The organism is Mitsuaria sp. 7, assembly GCF_001653795.1.
In the GTDB taxonomy this organism is placed as follows: Bacteria; Pseudomonadota; Gammaproteobacteria; order Burkholderiales; family Burkholderiaceae_C; genus Roseateles.
Genome location: NZ_CP011514.1, coordinates 924,057 through 949,428, shown reverse-complemented (window position 1 = coordinate 949,428; position 25,372 = coordinate 924,057). Strand labels below are relative to the sequence as shown.

At 68.8% G+C, this 25,372-nt stretch carries 21 protein-coding genes and 1 tRNA gene; 11 read left to right on the top strand and 11 right to left on the bottom strand.

All coding sequences use genetic code 11. The annotated features are described in order from the left end of the window. Positions 1-9: 9 nt before the first annotated feature. Positions 10-330, bottom strand: coding sequence for a DNA-binding transcriptional regulator (locus tag ABE85_RS04160; protein WP_197507412.1), 321 nt, complete (start codon positions 328-330; stop codon positions 10-12). Next, positions 275-580: a type II toxin-antitoxin system RelE/ParE family toxin gene (locus ABE85_RS28845; RefSeq protein ID WP_409072573.1), complete on the bottom strand. Its 306-nt coding sequence runs from the start codon at positions 578-580 to the stop codon at positions 275-277. The genes ABE85_RS04160 and ABE85_RS28845 overlap by 56 nt, the downstream gene beginning before the upstream one ends. 313 nt (positions 581-893) lie before the next feature. On the opposite strand from ABE85_RS28845, the gene ABE85_RS04150 reads away from it, so the two are divergent. Continuing rightward, positions 894-1,706: an acyl-CoA thioesterase II gene (locus ABE85_RS04150; RefSeq protein WP_067270248.1), complete on the top strand. Its 813-nt coding sequence runs from the start codon at positions 894-896 to the stop codon at positions 1,704-1,706. A gap of 15 nt (positions 1,707-1,721) precedes the next feature. On the opposite strand, the gene ABE85_RS04145 is transcribed toward ABE85_RS04150, so the two are convergent. From ABE85_RS04145 to ABE85_RS04125, 5 genes are all read right to left on the bottom strand, one after another. Next, positions 1,722-1,973 (bottom strand): MoaD/ThiS family protein, encoded by a 252-nt coding sequence (locus tag ABE85_RS04145; protein WP_067270247.1) that lies wholly within the window; start codon positions 1,971-1,973, stop codon positions 1,722-1,724. A 14-nt stretch (positions 1,974-1,987) separates the two neighbouring features. Then, positions 1,988-3,235, bottom strand: coding sequence for a gephyrin-like molybdotransferase Glp (gene glp / locus ABE85_RS04140; protein ID WP_197507337.1), 1,248 nt, complete (start codon positions 3,233-3,235; stop codon positions 1,988-1,990). Between the two features lie 73 nt (positions 3,236-3,308). Then, entirely contained in the window at positions 3,309-4,718 is a 1,410-nt protein-coding gene (gene thrC, locus ABE85_RS04135; protein ID WP_067270244.1) for a threonine synthase, read from the bottom strand. Continuing rightward, on the bottom strand, positions 4,715-6,025 hold the full coding sequence (locus ABE85_RS04130; protein WP_067270242.1) for a homoserine dehydrogenase: 1,311 nt from the start codon (positions 6,023-6,025) through the stop codon (positions 4,715-4,717). Before ABE85_RS04130 ends, thrC begins: the two co-directional genes overlap by 4 nt. Positions 6,026-6,052: 27 nt before the next feature. Next, positions 6,053-7,279 carry a pyridoxal phosphate-dependent aminotransferase gene (locus ABE85_RS04125; RefSeq protein WP_067270241.1) on the bottom strand — a complete coding sequence of 409 codons (1,227 nt, stop codon included), beginning with the start codon at positions 7,277-7,279 and terminating at the stop codon, positions 6,053-6,055. Positions 7,280-7,419: 140 nt separating this feature from the next. On the opposite strand from ABE85_RS04125, the gene ABE85_RS04120 reads away from it, so the two are divergent. The 3 genes from ABE85_RS04120 (at position 7,420) to ABE85_RS04110 (ending at position 10,492) form a co-directional block, all read left to right on the top strand. Next, positions 7,420-7,794 carry an Mth938-like domain-containing protein gene (locus ABE85_RS04120; protein ID WP_067270240.1) on the top strand — a complete coding sequence of 125 codons (375 nt, stop codon included), beginning with the start codon at positions 7,420-7,422 and terminating at the stop codon, positions 7,792-7,794. Positions 7,795-7,979: 185 nt separating this feature from the next. Next, positions 7,980-8,459 carry a peroxiredoxin gene (locus ABE85_RS04115; protein ID WP_067270239.1) on the top strand — a complete coding sequence of 160 codons (480 nt, stop codon included), beginning with the start codon at positions 7,980-7,982 and terminating at the stop codon, positions 8,457-8,459. A gap of 272 nt (positions 8,460-8,731) precedes the next feature. Further along, positions 8,732-10,492 carry a PhoH family protein gene (locus ABE85_RS04110; protein ID WP_067270238.1) on the top strand — a complete coding sequence of 587 codons (1,761 nt, stop codon included), beginning with the start codon at positions 8,732-8,734 and terminating at the stop codon, positions 10,490-10,492. A 96-nt stretch (positions 10,493-10,588) separates the two neighbouring features. On the opposite strand, the gene mdtD is transcribed toward ABE85_RS04110, so the two are convergent. Further along, on the bottom strand, positions 10,589-12,052 hold the full coding sequence (mdtD, locus tag ABE85_RS04105) for a multidrug transporter subunit MdtD (protein WP_067281816.1): 1,464 nt from the start codon (positions 12,050-12,052) through the stop codon (positions 10,589-10,591). A gap of 93 nt (positions 12,053-12,145) precedes the next feature. Between mdtD and ABE85_RS04100 the strand changes: the two genes are divergently transcribed. Continuing rightward, positions 12,146-13,003 (top strand): HAD family hydrolase, encoded by an 858-nt coding sequence (locus ABE85_RS04100; RefSeq protein WP_067270237.1) that lies wholly within the window; start codon positions 12,146-12,148, stop codon positions 13,001-13,003. Here ABE85_RS04100 and ABE85_RS04095 read toward each other — a convergent pair. After that, on the bottom strand, positions 12,982-14,976 hold the full coding sequence (locus ABE85_RS04095) for a M3 family metallopeptidase (RefSeq protein WP_067270236.1): 1,995 nt from the start codon (positions 14,974-14,976) through the stop codon (positions 12,982-12,984). The two genes, ABE85_RS04100 and ABE85_RS04095, sit on opposite strands and share 22 nt — an antisense overlap. Positions 14,977-15,082: 106 nt before the next feature. Then, on the bottom strand, positions 15,083-16,981 hold the full coding sequence (locus ABE85_RS04090; RefSeq protein ID WP_067270235.1) for a propionate--CoA ligase: 1,899 nt from the start codon (positions 16,979-16,981) through the stop codon (positions 15,083-15,085). A gap of 291 nt (positions 16,982-17,272) precedes the next feature. On the opposite strand from ABE85_RS04090, the gene ABE85_RS28700 reads away from it, so the two are divergent. From ABE85_RS28700 to ABE85_RS04060, 6 genes are all read left to right on the top strand, one after another. Further along, complete coding sequence (locus tag ABE85_RS28700; RefSeq protein ID WP_310732599.1) at positions 17,273-18,433, top strand: NlpC/P60 family protein; 1,161 nt, start codon at positions 17,273-17,275, stop codon at positions 18,431-18,433. A gap of 107 nt (positions 18,434-18,540) precedes the next feature. Further along, a complete protein-coding gene (locus tag ABE85_RS27875) occupies positions 18,541-19,992 on the top strand; it encodes a hypothetical protein (RefSeq protein WP_067270233.1) in 1,452 nt (483 codons plus the stop codon). A 106-nt stretch (positions 19,993-20,098) separates the two neighbouring features. Beyond that, positions 20,099-20,174: transfer RNA gene (locus tag ABE85_RS04075), tRNA-Ala, on the top strand. Positions 20,175-20,524: 350 nt separating this feature from the next. Then, entirely contained in the window at positions 20,525-21,757 is a 1,233-nt protein-coding gene (locus ABE85_RS04070; RefSeq protein ID WP_067281809.1) for an ABC transporter substrate-binding protein, read from the top strand. Then, on the top strand, positions 21,754-22,473 hold the full coding sequence (locus ABE85_RS04065; RefSeq protein ID WP_067270231.1) for a response regulator: 720 nt from the start codon (positions 21,754-21,756) through the stop codon (positions 22,471-22,473). The genes ABE85_RS04070 and ABE85_RS04065 overlap by 4 nt, the downstream gene beginning before the upstream one ends. Next, positions 22,463-23,938 carry an ATP-binding protein gene (locus ABE85_RS04060; RefSeq protein WP_067270229.1) on the top strand — a complete coding sequence of 492 codons (1,476 nt, stop codon included), beginning with the start codon at positions 22,463-22,465 and terminating at the stop codon, positions 23,936-23,938. The genes ABE85_RS04065 and ABE85_RS04060 overlap by 11 nt, the downstream gene beginning before the upstream one ends. A 98-nt stretch (positions 23,939-24,036) precedes the next feature. Here ABE85_RS04060 and ABE85_RS04055 read toward each other — a convergent pair whose 3' ends face one another. After that, positions 24,037-25,368, bottom strand: a complete 1,332-nt coding sequence (locus ABE85_RS04055; protein ID WP_067270227.1) for a sugar MFS transporter — start codon at positions 25,366-25,368, stop codon at positions 24,037-24,039. Positions 25,369-25,372 lie beyond the last annotated feature (4 nt).

Sequence of the window (25,372 nt, the reverse complement as noted above, 5' to 3'; positions counted from 1 at the left end):
CGCCTGCATTCAAGGGAACACCGCGTCGACACCCCGATCCCGCATCATGCGAAGCAGCCTGAGTTCCGCGCCCTGAGGCTTGCCCAGTCCTTGCTCCCACCGACGCAAGCGCTTGGCGCTCGTGTTGAGCATGCCCGCCAGCGTGTAGACACAGCAGCTCGACTGCTCCCGGATGGCCCGAATCTCATCGGGGGTGAGCGGTTCGGGCGGCATCATTCCGGCATGTTCAATGCGCCGGATCGCATCGTCATCGAAGGCCCCGCAGGCGTGGAGTTCACGACTCATGTGCAGGAGCTGCTTGATCGTCTCGTTCTTGCGTTTCCGAATCACAAATCACCTCTTTCAATTTTCGCTCGCGGGCCGCGTCGGCCAAGGCATCCCCTGACATGGCAAGCAATTCCCGGGCGGCCACGCGGCACATCTTCCACGTCACTGGGTCGATGTTCCCCATTTCGCTTTTCGCAAATCCAGTGATGAAGAACCAGGGGCCGCCAGGTCGGTTTGCGACGAGCGTCCGGTACCCGCCCCGCTTATCAGCCCCAGATCGTGCGATCCGCTTCTTCACCAGTCCACTACCCAAATCTGCGTCTGATCAGTCCCCGTGCCATTTCAGCCACAGCGCGGCACAGGTCGCGCTCGTCCAAGACCTGCTTGCTCATCCATCGGCGAAAGTTCTCCGTCACGTACACCGGCCCCATCACGTCGACCTCCCGCGAAGCTGCGATGCAAGTCAGTGCCAAGTCTTGCCCGATGAAGTCTCGTCCTGAAGGAGGCCAACCGTTGGGGAAGCGAGCGACGGACAAGCCCCCCATCTTTCGGTCGTTGAGGTGACAGCCGTGGGAGCATTCTTTGGACAGAATGCCGTCCATCTCCGCAGTCCCAGGAACGCTCCGATGCCGCACGACCTCGACCAGGCCATCCTCCTCGCCCCCGCCGGCGGCCACCGCTTCGCCGGCGCGACGAATCCGGCCTACGCCAACATGGTCGGACCGTTCGGCGGCACGACCGGGGCGGCGATGCTCAATGCGGCGTTGCTGCATTCCGAGCGCATCGGCGAGCCGATCGCGCTGACGATCAACTTCTGCAGCCCGCTCGCCGACGGGGCTTTCGAGGTCGAAGCCCGCCCCGCCCGCACGAACCGGTCGACGCAGCATTGGGTGCTTGAGCTCACGCAGAACGGCGAGGTCGCCGCCACCGGCAGCGCCGTCTTCGCGCAGCGTCGCGAGACCTGGTCCGCGAAGGAGGCCGAGCTGCCGGCGGACATCCCGCCCGCGTCGGAACTCCAGCCGCTGCCGAAGGTCGGCTTCCTGCCCGCCTGGGTCTCGCGCTACGACATGCGCTTCCTGCCCGGCTTCGGTCCGGGGCCGTTCGACGGCCAGGAGCAAGCGCATTCGATCAGCCGCTACTGGGTCCGCGACGAGCCCGCGCGACCGATGGACTTCCCGTCCCTGGCCGCGATCTGCGACAGCTTCTTCCCGCGCATCTTCGTCCGCCGCCGCAAGCCCGGCGCGATCGGCACCGTCACGCTGACGACCTACTTCCATGCGGACTCGGTCATGCTCGCGCAGCAGGGCGACCGCCACGTGCTCGCGATGGCCAGGGCGCTCAACTTCCGCAACGGCTACTTCGACCAGACCGCCGAAGTCTGGAGCGACGACGGCCACATGCTGGCCAGCACGCACCAGATGGTCTATTTCAAGGAGTGAGGAAGGACCCCGGAGTCAACCGCCCGTGACCGGCGGGAAGAACGCGACTTCCGCGCCGTCCTCGACGGGCGTGTCCTCGGGCAGGATCTGCTGGTTCAGCGCGCAACGGATCGCGCGGCCGCGCGCCAGCGCCTCCGCGTGCGCCGCGTCGCTGGCGATCAGCGCATCGCGGATGGTCCCCAGCGTCGCGCCGGCCTGGTGCGGGAAACGCTCGTCGGTCCCCAGGGCCTCGCGCAGCGAGGCGAAGTAGCGCACGGTGATGGTCATCTCGGGTCGACTCGTCAGAACAGCTCGTTGAACGGGATGAAGCGCAAGACCTGACCCGGCGCCACCGTCGCGCCCGGCGGCAGGTCGATCAGGCCGTCGGCCCAGGCCGCCGAACTCATCACGCCCGAACTCTGGTTGCCGAACAGCTGCAGCCCGCCCGCATCGCTCAGCTTCGCGCGCAGGAACTCGCGGCGCTTGTCGGCCTTCGTCCAGGTGAACTCGGCCGGCAGCGGCAAGGCGCGCGGCGTCAGCTGCGTCGCACCCTGCATCCGCAGCAGCACGGGGCGGACGAACAGCAGGAAGGTCACGAAGCTCGACACCGGATTGCCCGGCAGCCCGATGAACCAGGTGCGCCCGCCGGTGCTGGTCACCTCGCCGAACGCCAGCGGCTTGCCCGGCTTGATCGCGATCTGCCACAGGTCCAGGCGGCCTTCGTGTTCGAGCGCGGGCTTCAGGTGGTCTTCCTCGCCGACGGACACGCCGCCCGAGCTGAGGATCAGATCCGCGTCCTTGGACGCCTCGCGCAGTGCCGCGCGGGTCGCTTCGAGCGAGTCGGGCACGATGCCCAGATCGCGCACCTCGCAGCCCATCGCCAGCAGCAGCGCGTGCAGCGTCGTGCGATTGGAGTTGTAGATCTGGCCGGGGCCCAGCGGCTGGCCCGGCAGCACCAGCTCGTCGCCGGTCGAGAACAGCGCGACGCGCGGCCGTGCCGCCACCGTCAGCGCCGCCGCGCCGGCCGTCGCGGCCAGGCCCAGCGAGGCCGCGTTCAGGCGCATGCCGGCGCTCAGCACCGGTTGGCCGACGCGCAGATCCTCGCCACGACGGCGGATGTGCAGGCCCACCGTCAACGGTCCATGGATGCGCACCTGACCCAAGCTGCGCGTCGCGCCGGTTGAGTCCGCCGCATCGGCGATCGCCTCGCATTGCTCCTGCATCAACACCGAGTCGGCGCCTTCGGGCACCGTCGCGCCGGTGAAGATCCGCGCCGCCGTGCCGGGCTGCAGCGGCTGAGGCACGGAGCCCGCCGCCACGCGCTGCGACACCGGCAGCACCGCGCCTTCTCCGCCCAGCGCCGCGACGTCGGCCGCGCGCATCGCGTAGCCGTCCATCGCGCTGTTGTCGTACGGCGGCACGTCCAGCGGCGACACCAGGTCTTGCGCCAGCACTCGGCCACGCGCCAGCGGCGTCGTCACGGACTCGGTCCGCCCCAGCGAGGTGACCTGCGAGAGCAGGCGCTCCAGCGCCTCCTCCATCGGCATCATCGGCGCGCGCACAGCGGCGCCACCGGCGCCTGCAGCACCACCGGCCGCCGAAGTCCCCGGGGCGTTCGTCGCGTCAGACATGGTCGACGATGAACTGCTTGACCTGTTCCACCGAGACCGGCATCACGCTGACGCGTTTCGGACGCGATTCGAGATCCGCCAGCGCGGCCGGGCGCGGCGGCACGATGCCCAGCGCTTCCTCGATGGTGACGGCGAACTTGGCTGGCAGCGCCGTTTCCAGCACCAGCATGGGCACGCCCGGCTCGCGCTTGGCGAGCGCGACCTTCAGGCCATCCGCCGTGTGCGTGTCGATGACGACGCCGTACTGCTGATGGCACAGGCGGATCGTCGCCACGCGGTCTTCATGCGTGCTGCGGCCCGACACGAAGCCGTAGCGCTCGCCGATGCGCGCGCGCTCCTCTGCGGTGATCTCGAAGAAGCCCTTCAAGGCCAGCTCCTCGCCGAACAGCCGCTTCACGCGGTCGCCGTCGCGGTCCAGCAGGTCGAACACGAAGCGCTCGAAGTTGCTGGCCTTGGAAATGTCCATCGACGGGCTGGAGGTCTCCAGCGTGTGCTCCGCGCCGCGCGGGCGATAGACGCCGGTGCGGAAGAACTCGTCGAGCACGTCGTTCTCGTTGGTCGCCACGACCAGACGCTCGATGGGCAGGCCCATCCGGCGCGCCACATGGCCCGCGCACACGTTGCCGAAGTTGCCCGACGGCACGGTGAAGCTCACGCGCTCGCCGTCCGTCTTCGTCGCCTGGAAGTAGGCGGCGAAGTAGTAGACGACCTGCGCCAGCAGCCGCGCCCAGTTGATCGAGTTGACGGTGCCGATGCGGTGGCCGCGCTTGAACTCGAGGTCGTTGGACACCGCCTTGACGATGTCCTGGCAGTCGTCGAACACGCCCTGCACGGCGATGTTGTGAATGTTGGGGTCCTGCAGGCTGAACATCTGCGCCTGCTGGAACGGGCTCATGCGGCCGTGCGGGCTCAGCATGAAGACCTGGATGCCGGCCTTGCCGCGCATGGCGTACTCGGCGGCGCTGCCGGTGTCGCCGGAGGTCGCGCCCAGGATGTTCAGCGTCTCGCCGCGGCGCTGCAGTTCGTACTCGAACAGCTGGCCGAGCAGCTGCATTGCCATGTCCTTGAACGCCAGCGTCGGACCGTTGGACAGGGCCACCAGCGCAAGACCTGGCTCCAGCGGCTTCAGCGGCGTGATCTGCGGCGTGCCGAAGACGGCCTCGGTGTAGGTCCGGTGCGCGATCGCCTTCAGGTCCGCGGCGGGGATGTCGTCGATGTAGAGCGACAGGATCTCGAACGCCAGGTCGGCGTACGAGAGGCCGCGCCAACGCGCCAGCGTGGCCGTATCGATCTGCGGGTACGAGACCGGCAGGTACAGCCCGCCATCGGGCGCCAGGCCCTCCAGCAGGATGTCGCAGAAGTGGCGCTCGGTCTTGTCGCCGCGGGTGCTGAGGTATTTCACGCCAGCTCTTCCTTGCGCAGCTTCACGATAGGCGCCAGCACCGTCGTCAGCGCCTGCATCTTCGCCAGCGCCTCGCTCATGCGGCCTTCCTGCGTGTCGTGCGTCAGGATGATCAGGTCGGTCTGGCTTTCGCCTTCCGCCGACTCGCGCTGCAGCACGGCATCGATACTGATTTCATGCTCGGCCAGGATGGTCGTGATGCTCGACAGCACGCCCGCCTGGTCCGCCACCCGCAGGCGCAGGTAGAACGCCGTCTGCACCTGCGCCATCGGCAGGATCGGCGTGTCGTTCATCGCGTCCGGCTGGAAGGCCAGGTGCGGCACGCGGTGGTCCGGATCGGCCGTCGCCAGGCGCGTGATGTCGACCAAGTCGGCGATCACCGCCGAGGCCGTCGGCTCCGCGCCCGCGCCCTTGCCGTAGTACAGCGTCGTGCCGACCGCGTCGGCCTGCACCAGCACCGCGTTCATCGCGCCTTCGACGTTCGCGATCAACCGGCCCGCCGGGATCAGCGTCGGATGCACGCGCAGCTCGATCCCGTTGTCTCTTCTGCGCGCGATGCCCAGCAGCTTGATGCGGTAGCCCAGTTGCTCCGCGTACTTGATGTCGGTCGCCTGCAGCGCCGTGATGCCCTCGACGTGCGCCTGCTCGAACTGCACCGGGATCCCGAACGCGATCGCGCCCATGATCGTCGCCTTGTGCGCGGCGTCCACGCCTTCGATGTCGAAGGTCGGATCGGCCTCGGCATAGCCCAGCCGTTGCGCCTCCTTCAGCACCGTCGCGAAGTCCAGTCCCTTGGAGCGCATCTCCGACAGGATGAAGTTGGTCGTGCCGTTGATGATCCCGGCGATCCACTCGATGCGGTTGGCCGTCAGGCCTTCGCGCAGCGCCTTGATGATGGGGATGCCGCCGGCCACCGCCGCCTCGAAGGCGACCATCACGCCCTGCTCGCGCGCCGCGGCGAAGATCTCGCTGCCATGCACCGCCAGCAGCGCCTTGTTGGCCGTCACCACGTGCTTGCCGGCCTTGATCGCGTCCAGCACCAGCGTGCGCGCGATGCCGTAGCCGCCGATCAGCTCGACGACGATGTCGATCTCCGGATTGGCGATCACCTCGCGCGCGTCGGACACCACCGTGCAGGCGTCGCCCACGATGCTGCGGGCGCGCTCCACGTCCAGGTCGGCCACCATCGCGATCTCGATGCCGCGGCCCGCGCGGCCGCGGATCTCCGCCTGGTTGCGGCGCAACACCTGGAACGTGCCGCTGCCCACGGTGCCAATGCCCAGCAGGCCAACTTTGATCGGGTTCATCGTCTTGTCTTTCAGAAGGTCGGGAGGTCAGCGTCCGTGGCGTTTGCGGTATTGCGCCAGGAATCGCTCGATGCGGCCGATGGCTTCACGGAGATCGTCCGTGTTGGGCAGGAACACGAGCCGGAAATGATCGGGGGCCTGCCAGTTGAAGCCCGTCCCCTGGACGATCAGCACCTTCTCTTCGGCCAGCAGTTCGTAGGCGAACTGCTGGTCGTCCTCGATCGGGTAGATCTTGGGGTCGAGGCGGGGGAACATGTACAGCGCGGCCTTCGGCTTCACGACGCTCACGCCGGGGATCTGCGTCAGCAGCTCGTACGCGAGGTCGCGCTGGTGGCACAGGCGGCCGGTCGGCGCGACCAGGTCCTTGATGCTCTGGTAGCCGCCCAGCGCCGTCTGGATCGCGAGCTGGCCCGGCGTGTTGGCGCACAGGCGCAGCGAGGCCAGCATGTTCAGGCCCTCGATGTAGTCGCGGGCATGGCGCTTCTCGCCCGACACCACCATCCAGCCGGCGCGGTAGCCGCAGCTGCGGTAGTTCTTCGACAGGCCGTTGAAGGTCACGAACAGCACGTCGTCGGCCAGGCTGGCCATGCTGGTGTGGGTGTTGCCGTCGTAGAGCGTCTTGTCGTAGATCTCGTCGGCGAAGACGATCAGCTCGTGGCGCCGCGCGATCTCGATGATGCCCAGCAGCACGTCGTCCGGGTACAGCGCGCCGGTCGGGTTGTTGGGGTTGCAGACCATGATGCCGCGGGTGCGCGGCGTGATCTTGGCTTCGATGTCCTGCAGGTCCGGCAGCCAGCCGGTGCCTTCGTCGCACAGGTAGTGCACCGGGCGGCCGCCCGACAGGCCGACGACCGCCGTGTACAGCGGGAAGTCGGGCGACGGGATCAGGATCTCGTCGCCGTCGTTGACCAGCGCGTTGATCGCCATCTGGATCAGCTCGGACGCGCCGTTGCCGAGGTAGACGTCGTCCACCGTCACGCCGCGCACGCCCTTCTCCTGCGTGTAGTGCACCACCGCCTTGCGCGGCGCGAACAGGCCCTTGCTGTCGGTGTAGCCGCCGGCGTCGGCCAGGTTGCGGATCATGTCCTGGACGATCTCGTCCGGCGGCGTCAGCCCGAACACCGCCGTGTTGCCGATGTTGAGCTTGATGATCTTCTGGCCCTCTTCCTCCATCTGCCGCGCCTTGTCCAGCACGGGCCCGCGGATGTCGTAACTGACACTGGAAAGCTTGCTGGACTTGGCGACGGTTCTCAAGATGGCTCCGGGCGAGGTTTCATGGTTCCACCGGGGGAACACACAGGGGAAAATCGGGCCATCGATTTAAACACAGGGTTATCGCGGGTAATCCCACGCCCGCGGGGACCCACCCTCCGTCGCTGCCAGAATCACCCTCAATGAAATTTCAACCCGACCAGCCGCTAGGCGGCAACATGATTTCGGCCCACGACCTGAACCACGTCTGGGTCAATGGCGTCGAGCAGGCCCACAGCGTGCTGGTACCGTGGCAGGGCCAGCCGGAGAACTGGGACGTCAGCCGCTTCGAGGACCTCACCGAGGCGCACTTCGAACGCATCCTGAAACTCAAGCCGGAACTCGTGATCTTCGGCAGCGGCCCGAAACTCCGGTTCGCGAAACCCGCGCTGCACCGCGCGCTGATCCAGGCCCGCATCGGCATGGAAACGATGGACATCGGCGCCGCCTGCCGCACCTACAACGTGCTGGCCAGCGAAGGTCGCGCGGTGCTGGCCGCCCTGCTGATCGAGGCCTGACACCGACCTGATCGAGTCAGCAAGGCCCGCCTTCAGGCGCTCGCGAACCCGGCCGCCGCTTCGGCTTTCCTCCCTCACCCTGGGAGGCTGGTGACTCGTCCATGTCAGAGGGGGCGGGCAACGACCCATTCAACGTATAATCGATGGCTATGCCCACCCGGGCACATCTCTCTGAAGAACGCCACATGACGCCAGCGCTCAACAAACCCCTCCCGGACATTGAAGCTCTTGCCACGGGAGGCGTGAAGTTCACTCCCAAGGAATTCCTGGGACGGGTCGTGGTGCTGTACTTCTACCCGAAGGACAACACCCCGGGCTGCACGACCGAAGCGATGCAGTTCCGTGACCACCACAAGGAATTCGTCAAGGCCGGTGCCGTCGTGCTGGGAGTATCCCGCGACAACATGGCCTCGCACGACAAGTTCAAGCAGAACCTGGAACTGCCCTTCGAACTGATCGCCGACACGGAAGAGAAACTCTGCCACATGTTCGGCGTGGTGAAGAACAAGATCATGTACGGCAAGAAGGTCAAGGGCATCGAGCGCTCGACCTTCCTGATCGACGCCCAGGGCATCCTGCGCGAAGAGTGGCGCGGCCTGAAGGTCGCCGGCCACGTCGAGGAAGTCCTGAAGGCCGTCAAGGCCCTCAAGAAGGAAGCGGCCTGACCTGTTCCTGAACTTCTTCCGTCCGTCACGGGCGGAGGCCGGGAGTTGTGCATAATCAGTCGCATGCCCCTGTGCCTGATCGCAGCGAATGAATTCCCGAAGACGAGCCGCACCGGCCCCGGTGCGGCTTTTTGCCTTCTGGGGTCCGCATGCGAGTTCGAGGCCACCGATGCCGCCGATACCTCCGGCATCGCCAGCGCCCGTCAGGCCCGGGGCATGACCCCTGGTCCGCATAGCCCCAGGCTCATCACGCAAGCCCGTCACCCCCGCACATGCCACTGCCCAAGCCTCCGACCAAGCGCGCCAGCCGCCTAGATTCCGACGCCTTCGCGACCGATCTGTCGCCGAGCAAACGCCTCCCGCAGAACGAGGCCAGAGCGTCCGCCCCCCTTGCCACCCGGACCGTCGCTCCGACCGCCGCGAACCGGACCGCCAGCAGGAACGAGCCCGAGGCCAGCCTTCCCGTCGCAGCGTCCGCGTTGCCGCCGGCGGCCAACGCCCGCGCGCGCACGGAGCCGCCGGTGGAAGCCCGCGGCGGCAATTCGCCGTCGCTGGCGCTGGTGTCCCCCGCCCCGGACAAGACGCCCGCGAAGAAGACCGCCCCGACCCGCGCCAAGGCGCGCAAGCCGGTGGGCGATCCCAAGCTGTTCGTGCTCGACACCAACGTGCTGATGCATGACCCGATGTCGCTGTTCCGCTTCGAGGAGCACGACATCTACCTGCCGATGATCACGCTCGAGGAGCTGGACGGCCACAAGAAGGGCATGACCGAGGTCGCCCGCAACGTGCGCCAGGTCAGCCGCGACCTGGACGCGCTGGCGATCAGCCTCAAGTCGAGCACCATCGAGGAGATGGCCAAGGGCCTGCCGCTGGACCAGACCGGTCACCGCGAGGCCGGCGGCAAGCTGTTCTTCCAGACGACGCTGTTCGAGACCCCGCTGCCTCAGGGCCTGCCGCAGGGCAAGGCCGACAACCAGATCCTGGGCGTCGTCCAGGCGCTGAAGCAGCAGCAGCCCGGCCGCGAGGTGGTGCTGGTGTCCAAGGACATCAACATGCGCATCAAGGCCCGCGCGCTGGGCCTGCCGGCGGAGGACTACCGCAACGACAAGACGCTGGAAGACTCCGACCTGCTGTATACCGGCGTGCAGGCGCTGCCGGCGGACTTCTGGGAGCGCCACGGCAAGACGATGGAGAGCTGGCAGCAGGGCGGCACCACGTTCTACCGGATCAGCGGCCCGCTGGTGCCGACGCTGCTGGTGAACCAGCTCATCTATCTGGAAGCGCCGGGCGCCGCGCCGCTCTACGCCAAGGTGCAGGAGATCACCGGCAAGACCGCCGTGCTGCGCACGCTGAAGGACTTCGGCCATCAGAAGCACTCGGTCTGGGGCGTCACCGCGCGCAACCGCGAACAGAACTTCGCGCTCAACCTGCTGATGGATCCGGACTGCGACTTCGTCACCCTGACCGGCTCGGCCGGCACCGGCAAGACGCTGATGACGCTGGCCGCGGGCCTGTCGCAGGTGCTCGACGAGCGCCGCTACACCGAGATCATCGTGACCCGCGTGACGGTCCCGGTGGGTGAGGACATCGGCTTCCTGCCCGGCACGGAAGAGGAAAAGATGGGCCCGTGGATGGGCGCGCTCGACGACAACCTGGAAGTGCTGGGACGCGGCGAGAGCGGCGCCGGGGAATGGGGCCGCGCGGCCACCAACGACCTGGTGCGCAGCAAGATCAAGATCAAGAGCTTGAACTTCATGCGCGGACGCACCTTCCTGAACAAGTACGTGATCATCGACGAGGCGCAAAACCTGACCCCCAAGCAGATGAAGACGCTGATCACGCGCGCGGGTCCGGGCACGAAGATCGTCTGCCTGGGCAACCTGGCGCAGATCGACACGCCCTACCTGACCGAGGGCAGCTCCGGCCTGACCTTCGCGGTCGACAAGTTCAAGGGCTGGGCCCACAGCGGACACGTCACGCTGGCGCGCGGCGAGCGCTCGCGGCTCGCGGACTTCGCCTCCGAAGTGCTCTGAGCGGACGGGCCTCGCGGCCCTCGCCAGCTTCGAAAAGCCACCTCTCGGGGTGGCTTTTTCATTCCCGCTCCGATCCCGCTTGCGGATGCACGCGCCCTACTCTTCGGGCGTCAGCTTCGACTGCACGGATTCCTCGGCCGCGCCCTCGTCGCGGCGCAGCTGGTAGAAGATGAACGCCGCCAGCGCGGCCATGGCGCCCAGCGCCAGATACGTGCCGTGGAAGGCCGGCACGATCGCGGCGCCCTCGGTGCGCGGCAGGCCGTGCGAGAACAGCAGCAGGAAGGCGCTGGAGGTCGCCACGCCCAGGCTCATCGACAGCTGCATCACCACGGCCAGCAGGCTGTTGCCGGGACTCGCGGTGCGTTCGTCGAGGTCGCCCAGCGTCAGCGTGTTCATCGCGGTGAACTGCATGCTGTTGACCATGCCGAACAGGCCGAGGTGGATCGCCAGCCAGACGTGTCCGACGCCGCGCGGGATCAGCGCGAAGCTCGCGATCAGCACGCCCAGCAGCAGCGTGTTGACGATGAGCACGCGGCGGTAGCCGGCGCGCTTGATCAGGCGGATCGCCAGCGTCTTGGTGAACATCGCGCCCAGCACCGACGGGATCATGGACAGGCCGGCCTCGCTCGGCGAGAAACCCAGCCCCACCTGCAGGAAGAGCGGCGTCAGGAACGGCGTCGCACCGCTGCCCAGCCGCGCGAAGACGTTGCCCAGCAGCCCGATGCGGAAGGTCGGCACGGCGAAGAGCGCGGGCGTGAACAGCGGCTCGTCCGTGCGCGTCGCATGCAGCCAGTAGGCCATCATGCAGGCCACGCCGCCGACGAGCATCACAAAGCAGACGGCGACGCTGACCATGTGCTCGCCGAAGCCCTGCAGCGCCAGCGACATCAGCATCAGCCCGACGCTGAACAGCCCGTAGCCGCCCCAGTCGAAGCGCTTGCCGATGGGGCCCTTGATCTCCGGCATGAAGCGCCGGCAGGCGAAGGCCCCGGCCAGGCCGACCGGCAGGTTGATCAGGAAGATCCAGTGCCAGCTGACGAACTCCACCAGCACGCCGCCCAGCGTCGGTCCGAGCAAGGGCCCGACCAGACCGGGCAGGCTGATGAAGGTCATCACCGCGAGGAACTCGGCCTTCGGGAAGGCGCGCAGCACGACCAGCCGCCCGACCGGTACCAGCAGCGCGCCGCCGACGCCCTGGACGACCCGCGACGCCACCAGCACGTGCAGGCTGGGCGAGACCGCGCAGGCCAGCGAGCCCAGGCTGAACAACCCGATCGCCCACAGGAAGACGGTCCGGGTCCCGAAGCGGTCCGCCAGCCAGCCCGACGCGGGGATCAGCAAGGCCACCGTCAGCAGGTAGGCGACGACGGCGGACTGCATCCGCAGCGGGTCTTCGCCGAGGTCGCGCGCCATGCCCGGCAGCGCGGTGTTGAGGATGGTCGTGTCCAGCGTCTGCATGAAGAACGCCAGCGCGACGACCCAGGGCAGCCAGCGGCGCGTGGCGTCGTCGAGGACCGGGCGGCCGAGCACGTCGAGCGGCGTCGTCGAGGAGGAAGGCATGGGCGGCATCCGGCAAGTATCGGACGCCGGCGGCGTAGGATGTGCGCCTGTCGCGGCGCGCGCACGCGCCCCGGACCTCGCTGCCCAGGACCCATGCGCTTCTACGTCTCCGATCTCGACGGCACCCTGCTCGATCCGCAGGCCCGGCTCTCCGACGCCACGCGCGCCGGCCTCACCGAACTGCTGGCCGAAGGCCTGGCCTTCACCGTCGCCAGCGCGCGGCACGTGGTGTCCATCGCGCGCATCCTCGAAGGGCTGCCCATCTCATTGCCGGTGGTGTCGTCCAACGGCGCCTACATCAGCGACCTGCGCACCGGCCGCCACGAGCTCGTCAACGCGATGGACCCGGCGCTCGGCCAGGCGATCTTCGCGCTGGTGCGGCGGCACGGGCTGATGCCCTTCATCGCGACGCACGGCGCCAAGGGCGACCAGCTCTTCTGGCAGGAAGTGCAGAACGAAGGACAGCAGCGCTTCGTCACCGAACGCCAGCGCAACGCGGATCCGCGGCTGCGCCAGGTCGATCGCCTGCAGGACCAGCTGGACGATCCGCTGGTCACGCTGCTGGTGGTCGGACGCGCGGAGCCGCTGGAGGCGCTCCAGGCGGAGATCCTCGCCACCTGCGGCGACCTCGTCACCACGCATCTGGCCGAGGACCTCTACATGCCGGGCTGGCCCTGGCTCAACGTGCACGACCGCCGCGCGAGCAAGGACCAGGCGATCGCCACGCTCGCGCAGCGCTACGCGTTGCATGAGCGCGAGCTCGTCGTCTTCGGCGATCAGGTCAACGACCTGACGATGCTGAAGTCCGCGCATCACGCCATCGCGATGGCCAACGCCAGCGACGACGTGAAGCAGGCCGCGCACCGCATCATCGGCTTCCACCATGAGGACGCCGTGGTGCAGTTCATCCGCGACGACTGGCGGGCGAGCTACTTGCGCAAGTCGTCGTAGAACGCGTTGGCGTCGGAGTCGCGACCGAGGAAATCTCGCACCAGCGCCGGCGCCGGCTTCTCAGCGCCGCGCGACAGCACCGCGTCGCGATAACGGCGGCCGACGGCGGCGTCGAGCTTGTCGGCCGCGAACGGCGTGCGCAGGTCCATCGCGACGACCAGGCTCCACAGGTAGCCGTAGTAGCCAGCGCCGTAGCTGCCCGCGATGTGCGCGAAGCGCGACGGGAACATCGTGCCCGCCACATGGCCCAGCGGCGTGTCGCCTTCCATCTTCGCCCACAGCGCCAGCGGGTCCTGGATCGCCGCGCCGTGCAGCGCGAGGTCATAACTCGCATACAGGTGCTGGCGGCCGAACTTCGTGCCCTTGGCGAAGTCGCGCGCCTCGCGGGCCTTGCCGACGAGCTCGTCCGGCACCGGCTTGCAGGACGGGCAGACCTCGGCCATCAGCTTGAGCACCTTCGGGTCGTAGACCCAGTCCTCGAGCATCTGCGACGGCGCCTCGACGAAGTCGTGCATCACCGCCCACTGCCCCAGCGACACGTCGCGCGTGTTGGAAAGGTTGTTGTGCACCGCGTGACCGAGTTCGTGCAGCAGTGTCTCCAGCTCGTCGAGCGACAGTCCGCCGCGATCGAGGTTCACGACCAGCGCGGCGGCGGGATGGCGGCCCAGACGCGTGCTGCTGGAGCGCAGCGGCCAGACCGCCGCGTGGTTGTACTTGCCGTCGCGCGGGAAGGGATCGACATAGAGCGTACCGAGCGCCTTGCCCGTGGCCGTGTCGCTGACCACGTAGGCCTTCACGTCGGGGTGCCAGAGGCCGGGCAGCGTCACCGGCGTGTGCGTCACGCCGAGCAGCCGGTCGACGACGCGCAGCGTGAAGGCGAGGCTTTCCGCCGGCGGGAAGTACGGCCGGAAGGCTTCCTGGTCGACGGTGAAGCGCTGCTTGCGGATGCGCTCCGCGTAGTAGACGCCGTCCCATTGCGTCACGGTGGTGGCCTCGACCGCGGTCCCCAGGTGCGCCGCCTTCGCGCGGCGGAGCTCTTCCAGATCCGTGCGTTCGCCCTGCTGGACGGTGCCCTTGACCTCGCCGAGGAAACGCGCCGCCGTCGCCGCGTCCTTGGCCATCTGGCGGCGCAGGTTGAAGTCGACGTAGTTGTCGTAGCCGAACAGGCCGGCGTATTCCTTGCGCAGCGTGATGATCTCGGTGAGCAGCCGGAGGTTGCCCTCGCCGCCTTCGTTGGTCTTGGCGCGCCAGATGCGTTCGCGCGCGGCGCCGCTCTCGGCGGTCTGCATCAGCGCGGTGTAGGTCGGGTTGTCGACGCCGAGCAGACGGCGCCCCTGGTCGTCGCGCGGCTTGTCCTTCCAGACGCCGTCGGGCACGCCGCGCAGTTCCTCGTCGGTGAACGCGACGCGGATGTTGGCGTCGCGGATCGCCTTCGAGAACTGCTGGTCGAGCGCGGAGAGCCGGTCCAGGATCTGCTTGGCGCGCGCACGCCTGTCCTTCGACAGACCGACGCCGCTGTCCTCGAACATCCCCAGCGCATTGCGCTTGAGCTCGCGGTCGATCGCGTCCGCGGCGGGCGCGGTCTTCAGGCCGCGATAGATCTTCTCGTTCTGCGTCAGCGCGTTCTGGAAGTCGGTCCAGCGCAGCGCGCAGTCCTGGGCGGCATCGCGCACCGACTTGTCGGCATGCACGTTCTGGACGAACTCGATCGGGAATCGCGCGTCCTCGTGATGGGCGATGACCAGGTCGTAGGCGGCGAGCCAGCCCTTGTCGACCTTGCGCCTGGCCAACTGGGCGACCTCGCGGTTCAAGGCCTTCAGGCCGGCATCACACGCCTGGTCGACGGCCTTGCCGTCGGTGAAGCTGGGGAACGCCGGCGTGGGCAGCGCGGGCGCCCGCGTCCCGGACTGGGCGAGCGCCGGCGCGGACAGGACCGCGCAGGCCGCCAGGATCAACGCATGCGTCGAGGCCATCGAAAGGTCTCCAGAAATTGGAATGGCGGGATTCTCGTCCTCGCCCTCACCCATCCCGAAAGTCGTGCCCGCATCCCGGGGCAGAGAAAACCCGCCCCCGTCCGGCTCATGAGCTCATCAGGTCCCGGATCTGCTGCAGCGCGGCCGGGTCGTCGAGGGTGATCAGGTCGCCCGGGTCGCGATGCTCGCAGACGGCCTGGATCGCGCGCCGCAGCAGCTTGCCCGAGCGCGTCTTCGGCAGCAGCGCGACGAAGCGCACCCGCGAGGGCCGCGCCACCGCGCCGAGGCGCTGATCGACGCGCTGGAGGATTTCACCCTCGAGTGCCAGCGCCTCCTGCGGCGTCGCGGCGCCCGCCGGATCCTTCAGCACCGCGAAGGCCATCGCGACCTGACCCTTGAGCTGATCGGCGACGCCGACCACGGCGACCTCCGCCACCGCCGGATGACCGGCGATGCACTCCTCGATCTCGCGCGTGCCGAGGCGGTGACCGGCGACGTTGATGACGTCGTCGCTGCGGCCGAGGATGAAGTAGTAGCCGTCCTCGTCGCGCAAGGCCCAGTCGAAGGTCGAGTACGCCTGCCGGCCCGGCACGCTCTCCCAGTAGGTGCGGACGAAACGCTCGTCATCGCGCCAGACGGTCTGCATGCAGCCCGGCGGCAGCGGATAGGCGATCGTGAGCAGCCCCTTCTGGTTCGGCGCATCAAGGACATCGCCGGTCCGCTCGTCCAGCAGTTGGACGCGATAGCCGAACATCGCCACGCCGGGAGAGCCGAACTTCGGCTCCGCGGGCTCGACACCGCGCGCCAGCGTCAGGATCGGCCAGCCGGTCTCGGTCTGCCAGTAGTTGTCGACGATCGGCTTGCCGATGGCGTCGGCGATCCAGCGCGCCGTCGGCTCGTCGAGCGGTTCGCCCGCGAGGAACAGCGTGCGCAGCGACGACAGGTTGTGCCGCATCAGGCAGGCGGGGTCCTGCTTCTTCAACACCCGCACGGCGGTCGGCGCGCTGAACATCAGCGTCACCCGGTGACGTTCGACCAGTTGCCACCAGATCGCCGCATCGGGACTCACCGGTGTGCCTTCGTACATCAGCGTGGCCATGCCCGCGATCAGCGGGCCGTAGACGATGTAGCTGTGGCCGACGACCCAGCCGATGTCGCTGGTGGAGAAGAAGGTCTCGCCGGGATGCCCGTCGTAGATGTGCTTCATGCTCGCGGCCAGCGCGACGGCGTAGCCGCCGACGTCGCGCTGCACGCCCTTGGGCCGGCCGGTCGTGCCGCTGGTGTAGAGCGTGTAGCTGACGGCGTCGGACGGCAGCCACTCGCAGGGCACGCGGGTGCCGAGCAGCCGCGCGCGCTGCGCCGCGTAATCGAGGTCGCGACCCTCGACGCGCTCGAACGCGCTGAGCCCGCGATCGACCATCAGCACCTTCGCCGGCTGGTGCGCGGACAGGCGGATCGCCTCGTCGAGCAGGGGCTTGTAAGGCACGATCCTGCCGCTGCGGCTGCCCGCATCCGCGCTGACGATCAGCACGGGTTCGGCATCGTCGATGCGGTTGGCCAGCGCGTGGCTCGCGAAGCCGCCGAACACCACCGAGTGGATGGCGCCTATCCGCGCGCAGGCCAGCATCGCGAAGGTCGCCTCGGGAATCATCGGCAGGTAGATCAGCACGCGATCGCCGACGCCCACGCCCTGCTCGCGCAGCATCGCGGCCATGGCCTCGACCTCGTCCTTCAACGCGGCGAAGCTGAACACGCGCTCCTGGCCGACCTCGCTCGACACCCAGATCAACGCCGCTTCGTCCGGCCGCGCGGCGGCATGCCGATCGACCGCGTTGTGGCACAGGTTCGTCCGCCCGCCGACGAACCACCGCGCGAACGGCGGCCGGCTCGTGTCGCAGACCTGATCGAACGGGCGCTCCCAGTCGATCAGCGCCGCCTGTTCGCTCCAGAAGCCATCCGGATCGTCGATCGAACGCCGGTACATCGCCGCGTAGGTGTCGGTCATCAGGGTCTCCTTGGATGTTGGTATTGAATGCGCGAATTCCGCACGGATCCTCGCATCGGGAGCTTTTCTGAAACTTTCGTTCACAGTCTTGCGCAGGGGCCCTGTGGTCCAATCCGGTTTTTCCTGGGAACGGTCTCGTGGCCACGCCCGGACTTTCCCTAGCCAGGCGCGCACCTGCGGGCATTCGCGCTTGACCGGTACGGAGATGGTGCCTAGTCTCCGCGCCCAACACCGATGAGTACTGTTCGTCCTTCCCGCTCCGCTCCCCGACACCTGAAGCTCCAGCGCGCCATGGCCGCACTGGGGCTGATCTGCGTCGTCGCCAGCGGTAGTTGCTGGGCGCAACAGTCGACCTCGTCCACCAACGAGTCGCACGACAAGCCCAAGGCGCAGGCCAAGGCAGCGCCGGCTAAGGCCGCCGCCAAGCCGGCAGCGAAAAAGACCGCCGAAGCGAAGCTGGCCGCCAAGACCTCTAAGGACGGCAAATCCTCGAAGCAGGCCACGGCCAAGGACGCCGGCAAGGACAAGAAGGCCAAGGGCGACGAGGACAAGTCCCCGGCGACCGAGGTCGCCTCGGACAAATCCACCGCGGACAAGACCGTCTCCGACAAGTCTTCTGCCGACAAGGCAGCATCCGACAAGGTCGCTTCGGCCAAGCCGGAGACGAAGGCCGCGGACAAGCCCACCCCGGCGAAGGCCGACGCGAAGGTCGCGGAAGCCAAGACCGAGTCCGCGCCGCCCGCCGGCACGATGATGGGCGCCTACGGACAGAGCCTGATGCGCTCGCCCGCCGGCGCCGCGGCGGTCGCGACGACTGTCGCCGCCGCGGGCACCGCCGCCGCGCTGATCGGGCCGGCCTCGCCCGCCACGGTCACGAACACCGCGTTGCCGCCGACCGCCCTGATGGGCGCCGCGGCCGGCAACGCGAACGCCAGCGAGTCCGTCGCCCGCTTCCTGCAGCAGCGCGGCATCGTCGCGCAGGCGCAGTCGACGCCCGCCTCGCCGGGCGCCGACGCCCCCGCGCCTGGCCTGCTGAACCGGGTGCGCGACAACGCCTCCGACCTCGTGCTGTCGGCGATGAATTTCCTGGGCGTGCCGTACAAGCGCGGCGGCAACTCGGTCAGCAACGGCTTCGACTGCAGCGGCTTCACGCGCCACATCTTCGAGATGAGCGTGGGCCTGGTCCTGCCGCGCCGCGCCGACGAGCAGGCCAAGCTCTCCAGCCTGGTGCCGATCAAGAAGGAAGACCTCAAGCCGGGCGACCTGGTCTTCTTCAACACGATGCGCGCGACCTTCTCGCACGTCGGCATCTACGTCGGCGAAGGCAAGTTCATCCACTCGCCGCGCGTCGGCGGCGCGGTGCGCGTGGAAGACATGCGCGAAGCGTATTGGGCCAAGCGTTTCACCGGCGCGCGTCGCGCCGATCTGAACCAGGCAAATCCCGGCACCTGAGCGGGCTCCGAGCCCGCCAGCGGCACCCGCAACGGGGTCCGCACCCGCCGCGCCGATGCGGCCTCCTTCAAGACAAGTCCTGACACGGCAGCCCGTGGATCCCGGCTATGCTGCGCCCCAGCGCCGTCCGCCGCGATCCTCCGCGATCCACCTTGTCCGCCGTCCTCGATCCCGCCCTGACCCCGCTGCACCGAGCCCCCGACCAGATGGGGCAGGCCCTGCTGCTGGCCGTCCTGCTGCATGTGCTGCTGCTCGTGGCCATCGGCAACGCGCCCGGGGGAGCGGCGAAACCCGGTGAAGGCCTGTGGGGTCCGCTGAACGTGAGACTGCAGGGCGATCGCTACGAACCCGGCTCGGGCGAACCCGCCGTCGTGCTGCCCGAGCGCGGACCGGTCGGCGACGCGAAACAGCCGCGCTCCGGCGGCGCGGTACGGGAACGCCCCCCGACACCGGAAGAACAGAAGACGCCCGGCGCCGCGCGCCAAGGGCAATGGAAACAGCAGCCCGGTGACGAGCTGACGGGCGATGCTCCTGCGGATCGCAGCGCACCGCCTGCGGCGACGGCACCCACGCCTGTGCCCACACCGACGCCCGCTCCCCCAGCGCCGACACCAGCCCCCGCGCCAACGCCTGCGCCTGCGCCAACGCCGGCTCCGCCCACGCCGACGCCTCTTCCGGCGCCCTCGCCCACGCCCGCCGTCGAGCCCGCACCGGCTCCTGCGATCACCACACTGACGACGCCTGGCGAAGCCACGGTGACGGCGCCCACGCGCATCGCTCCCGCGCGCGAGACGACGCCCGCCGCACGCGCCACCGCGCCGACCGATGCACTGCAGGCGCCTTCGCCGACGCTGCAACTGCCGGAGCGCCCCGCGCCTATCCTCAGCGAGACGCCGACGACCGTTCGACGGATCGACCGCACGCCGATCGAGCGGACGCCGACACCGCCCGTGCCGTCGGAGCTGAAGGCGCCGGCCGAACTGCCGCCGCTGACTCCGGCGCCTGCAGCCGCGCCTCAACCTGCACCGACGCCAACGCCAACGCCGACGCCACCGACCCCTGCGCCGCAGATCGCGCCACCCGCGCCAACGCCTGCGCCTACCGCTGCACCGACGCCGCCTGCGACAGCCTCACCCGCGCCCACCCCCGCTCCGACGCAACAACCGCGCGTGTCGACCACACCGTCCCCGACGCCGACTCCGGCGAACCGCACATCGCTCGACGGCTCGACGACCCCGACCACGACACAACCCAGCGTCGGCGCGCCCGATGCGGGCGCGCGTACCGGCCACGACGTGGCGACCCCCGCCTCCACGCCACCGAACGCACCCAAGCTGAACCTCGACCTGAACGCCGCGCGTGGTCCGATGCGCCCGCGCGGGACGCCCTCGGGCGTGATCTCCGCCGTGCCGAAGCCGCCTGAAGACAAGGACGCGCTGGCCGAGAAGATGCGCGAGGCCGGCCAGCAGGAGTGCCGCAAGGCCTATGCGGACAAGGGCCTGCTGGCGGTGGTGCCGCTGGTGCGCGATGCGGCGCGGGACAAGGGCTGCCGCTGGTGAGTTCCTGGAGCCTCGCCGCACTCGCCCCGCTTTGTGCGAACTCCGTTCCAGCACCCGCCGTCAAGGCGGCCACCGTGAAATCTCTGCTATAGTCAATGTCTTCGTTGGGGGGGTAGCTCAGCTGGGAGAGCGTCGCGTTCGCAATGCGAAGGTCGGGAGTTCGATCCTCCTCCTCTCCACCAACAGATCCGGAAGGGGTCGCACCGAAAGGCGCGACCCCTTTCTCTTTGGCGCGGCAGCTTCAGGTTCCACCAGTTCCTAGAGAGCCACCGGTGCGCGATGGGCCGGACAGCCGAACTTCCTTTCGCGCGTCCGACGCTGACAAGTCGCGGTAAAGCCCCAATCGCCATCCGTTGCCCCGCTCAAGACAATCCACGCCTCTCTGCAGCTGGCGGCGTCCTTGAGTCACACAACATTACAGCGCTCGTACAAAACGCAAGGTTGGCCCGCGCTGGCAACCCGCAAGATGCGGCGCATGGTGGCGTTGGCGGTCTTGCCCTGCAGTTGCGCGGTCACGGCGGCCGGGCCGACCGTGGCCGCTCCTCCCGTGGAGGGCGCGGGTGAGCTGAACGTCCTGCACTGGTGGACCTCCGCCAGCGAGCGCGCCGCGGCCAATCACGTCGCCGCGCGCATGGCCGAGAACGGCCTGAAATGGGTCGACGGCGCGGTCGCCGGCGGCGGCGGCGGCCCCGCCATCAAGGTGCTGAACGAACGCATCCTGCGCCGCATGGCGCCCAAGGTGGCCCAGCTCAACGGCGCGTCCATGAACGAGTGGGCCGACATGGGCCTGCTGCTGGAACTCGACGGCGTGGCGGCCCGGCGCAATTGGGCCTCGGTCATGTTCCCGCAGGTCATGGCCCAGGTCACCGTGCGCGGCCACATCGTCGCGGCGCCGCTGGGCATCCAGCGCATCAACAACCTCTACCTGAACAAGGCGCTGCTCAAGCGCCATGGCATCGAACCGCCCACCGACTGGGACGGCCTGGAGCGCGCCGCCATCAAGCTGCGCGCGGCCGGCGTCACGCCGGTGGCCTTCAGCGACGAGCCCTGGCAGGTGGCCACCGTCTTCGAAGCCATGCTGCTCAGCGAAGCCGGCCCGGCCCTGTACCGCCGCATGCTGGAGCAGCGCGATCTCAGCGCCTTCGAGGATCCGGCCCTGGAGCGCGCGCTCAAGCGCCTGCGCAACTGGCGCAACCTCGCGCTGCCCGCCAGCGGCGCGGCGCCCGGCGAGCGGCCCTGGACCGAGGTCGTCGCCGACTTCGCCAACGAGCGCAGCGCCATGATGATCATGGGCGACTGGGCCCGCGGCGAACTGGGCACCATGGGCCTGGAAGGCGAGCGCGACTTCACCTGCAAGGCCGTGCCGGGCACCGCCCAGGCCCACCTCTACAGCATCGACACGCTGGCCATGCTGGCCGGCAACGGCAGCAGCCAGGCCGACCAGGAGAAGATGGCCGAACTGCTCGGCAGCGCCACGCTGCAGCTGGGCTACAACCGCATCAAGGGCTCCATCCCCGTGCGCCGCGACGTGCCGGTGGACGAGCTGGATCCCTGCGCGCAAGCCTCCTTCCATCTCTTCGCCAACCCCGCCACGCCGCGCGTGCCCAGCCTCGTGCACCGCATGGCCTTCGGCGAGATCGGCAAGAACGCCATCATCGAAACCGTCCACCGCTTCGCGCTGGACCCCAGCCAGACCCCCGCCGCCGCCCAGCGCAAGCTGCAGGGCCTGCTGCGCGCGCTGAGCCCAAGGAAAGCCGCCCCATGAGCCCGAGAAAAATCCTGATCGTCGACGACGACCAGAAGATCCGCAGCCTGCTCAAGACCTATCTCGAGAAGAACCAGTACGAGGTGCTGCTGGCCCACGACGGCGCCAGTTTCATGGCCGAGTTCGAGCGCCACCGCGACGAGATCAGCCTGTGCATCCTCGACGTGATGCTGCCCGACACCGAAGGCTTCACGCTGTGCCAGTCGGTGCGCCGCCGCTCCGAGGTGGCGGTCATCATGCTGACCGCGAGCGCGGACGAGACCGACCGCATCGTCGGCCTGGAACTGGGCGCCGACGACTACCTCGGCAAGCCCTTCAACCCGCGCGAGCTGCTGGCCCGCATCAAGGCCATCACGCGCCGCACCGGCCAGGAGAAGACCCGGGAGCCGCGCTACTACGCCTTCAACGGCTTCACGCTGGACCTGCTGGAGCGCAGCCTCGTCGACCCCGACGGCACGGCCACGGCGCTGTCGGGCATGGACTTCCAGCTGCTCAAGCTGCTCGTCGAACACCCCGGCGAGGTGCTGGATCGCAGCCGCCTGGCCGAGGTCACGCGCGGACGCGACCTGGGGCCGCTGGACCGCTCGCTGGACGTGCAGGTCAGCCGGCTGCGCCAACGCCTGCAGGACGACGGCAAGCAGCCCGCGCTGATCAAGACCGTGCGCGGCTCGGGCTATGTGTTCTCGACGACCGTGACGCCGCGGCATGCGCCGTGAGCCCTCCTGGCAGCGCGCCCGCAGCTTCCTGTTCGACAGCCTGCAGGGCCGCTTCGTCCTGGCCATGCTGGGCGGCCTGGCGCTGGTCCAACTGACGGTCAACCTCGTCTGGTACAGCCAGATCGAGCAGCGCGTGCGGCGCCAGACCGAGCTGGCCGCCCATCACGTGACCAGCGGCGCCATGGGCGCGGTGCGGGCCCTGCGCGAACTGCCCGCCGCCTACCGGCCGCTGCTCATCGAGCAACTGCGCACCATGGGCGGCACGCGCTTCCAGGTCTTCTTCAACAACGCCGCGGTGACGGTCGCGCCGCTGCCCGGACAGCCGATGGCGCGCATGCTGGAGCAGCGGGTCACGCAGGAGCTGACGGCCCAGCTCCCTCCGGGCACGCCGGTGCGCGTCGTGCTGGCCTCGCCCATCGGTCTGGCGGTGGCGCCCAGCGGCGCGCTGCTCAGCGATCTGCCGGAGAGCTGGGTGGAACCGTCGCTGATCGCCGCCGAGCGTCCGGCGCCCTTCCTCGTCATCCAGGCCGAGACCGAACCCGGCGTGTGGCTCTACCTCAGCACCACCCTGCCCGACCCGTATTACCTGGAGCAGCTGGAGTTCTTCACCTGGCAACGCCTGACCCCGCAGCTGCTCGCGCTGGGCCTGGCCGTGCTGCTGACGCTGATCGCCGTGCGCGCGATCACGCGGCCGCTCGCGGGGTTGAGCCAGGCCGCCGCGCTCGTGGGCCGGCGCGTGGCGCCCAAGCCGCTGCGCGTCAGCGGCACGCAGGAAGTGCGCCAGGCCATCGAGGCCTTCAACGACATGCAGGAGCGCATCCGCCGCTACATCGGCGATCGCGAGCGGCTGTTCGCTTCCATCTCGCATGACCTGCGCACGCCGATCACGCGCTTGAGGCTGCGCAGCGAGCTGCTGGACGACACCGCCGTGCAGGACGAGTTCCACGAGGACCTCGACGAGCTGGACATGATGGTGAAGACCGCCCTGCAGATTGTGAAGGACACCGACATCCACGAGAACCGCGCGCCGCTGCGCATCGACCTGGTGCTGCAGAAGATGGTGCGGGACGCACGCATGGGCGGGCACACGATCGAGCTGCAGAACGAGCCGCTGACCGTGTTCGGCAAGCCGCTGGCGCTCAAGCGCGCTCTCGGCAACCTGCTGGACAACGCGATGTTCTACGGCGACGCCGGACAGGCGGTGGAGGTCAGCGTGGGCAGCGACGAGGCGGGCCTCGTGCTCGTCACCGTGCGCGACCGCGGGCCCGGCGTCCCCGAAAGCGCCCTCGCCCGGCTGGGCCAGCCGTACACGCGGCTGGAGCACGGCGCCAGCCTTCGCAAGGAAGGCCTGGGACTGGGCTTGTCCATCGTGCGCGAGATCGTGGCCGACCACGGCGGCACGGTGCGCTTCCGCAATCACCCGGCGGGCGGATTTGAAGTCCGTGTCGCCCTACCTGCGGGCTGAGCCCTCACCACCGCCCTCACTGCGTTACTGCCACCGCCGCTGGCCCTCACCCCTGCCCTCTCCCGCAAGCGGGAGAGGGAGCAAGAAGGGCACCGCCGTCACCACTTCCTGAGACGGCTGCCGAACAGGGCGTAGAGCAGGATGAGTCCGTACCAGGGCAGCATGACCCAGTAGCCGAGCTGGGGACTGGTCACGTCGGCCAGATGGCCGTAGAGCATGGGGATCAGCGCACCGCCGGCGATGCCCATGATGAGCAGGGCCGAGCCGGCCGCCGTGTACTTGCCCAGGCCCTCCAGCGCCAGCGGCCAGATGGCCGGCCACACCAGCGCGTTGGACAGGCCCAGCAGCGCGAGGAAGAACACCGTGTCGGGTACGGCGGGCACGCCCGCCCAGCCCAGCAGCACCTGCGAGACGCCGGACGCCGTCGGCGACGACAGCGCGACCCCGAGCACGAAGGCGATGCCGCCCGCTCCCGACAGGATGAGCGCGGTGCGCTGCGACATCCACTTCGGGATCAGTGCCACGCCCAGCAGGTAACCCAGCACCATGAAGCCCATGGTGTAGGAGGTCAGCACGCCGTAGTGCGCCACGCCGAGTTCACGACCGTAGAGGCCGATGGTGTCGCCCGCGATCACCTCGACGCCGACATAGCCGAACAGCGCGATGGCGCCGAGCACGACCTGCGGATGCTGGAAGACGCCCCAGGGCTTCACTCCGGTTGACGACGCATCCGACGGCGCATCGTCCTCGTCCAGATCGGGCTCGCGCAGCGACGAGAAGTGGATCAGCGCCATGAAGACCAGCAGGCCCGCGGCCATCACCGTGTAGGGCAGGACCAGACGTTGCGACAGCTCGTTGCGCAGCGCCTCGCGGCCGGCGGCGTCCAGCGCCGCGAGGGCCGGCTCGGAGAAGCGCTCCATGCCCGACAGGATCAGCGCCGAGAACACCAGCGGCACGACGATGCCGGCGCCCTTGTTGAACAGGCCCATGATCGAGATGCGCATGGCCGCGCTCTCGCGCGCGCCGATGCAGACGATGTAGGGGTTGATGGCCGTCTGCATCAGCGTCATGCCGCTGGCCAGCGTGAACAGCGCGACGAGGAAGATCGCGTACTGCCCCGAGCGCGCCGCCGGGATGAAGACCAGCGCGCCGACGGCCATGACGCCCAGCGCGGCCGTCATGCCCTTCTTGTAGCCGATGCGCGCCAGCAGGGCCGCCGACGGCAGCGCCATCACCGTGTACGCGATGTAGAAGGCGAAGGCCACCCACAAGGCCTGGAAGTTGTTGAGCTCGCAGACGATCTTCAGGAAGGGGATCAGCGAGCCGTTCAGCCAGGTGACGAAGCCGAGGATGAAGAACATCAGCCCGATGAAGAGCATGGGCAGCAGCACGCCCTGGCGTGCCGGGGAAGGGAGAGTGGTGGTGTGCATGGAG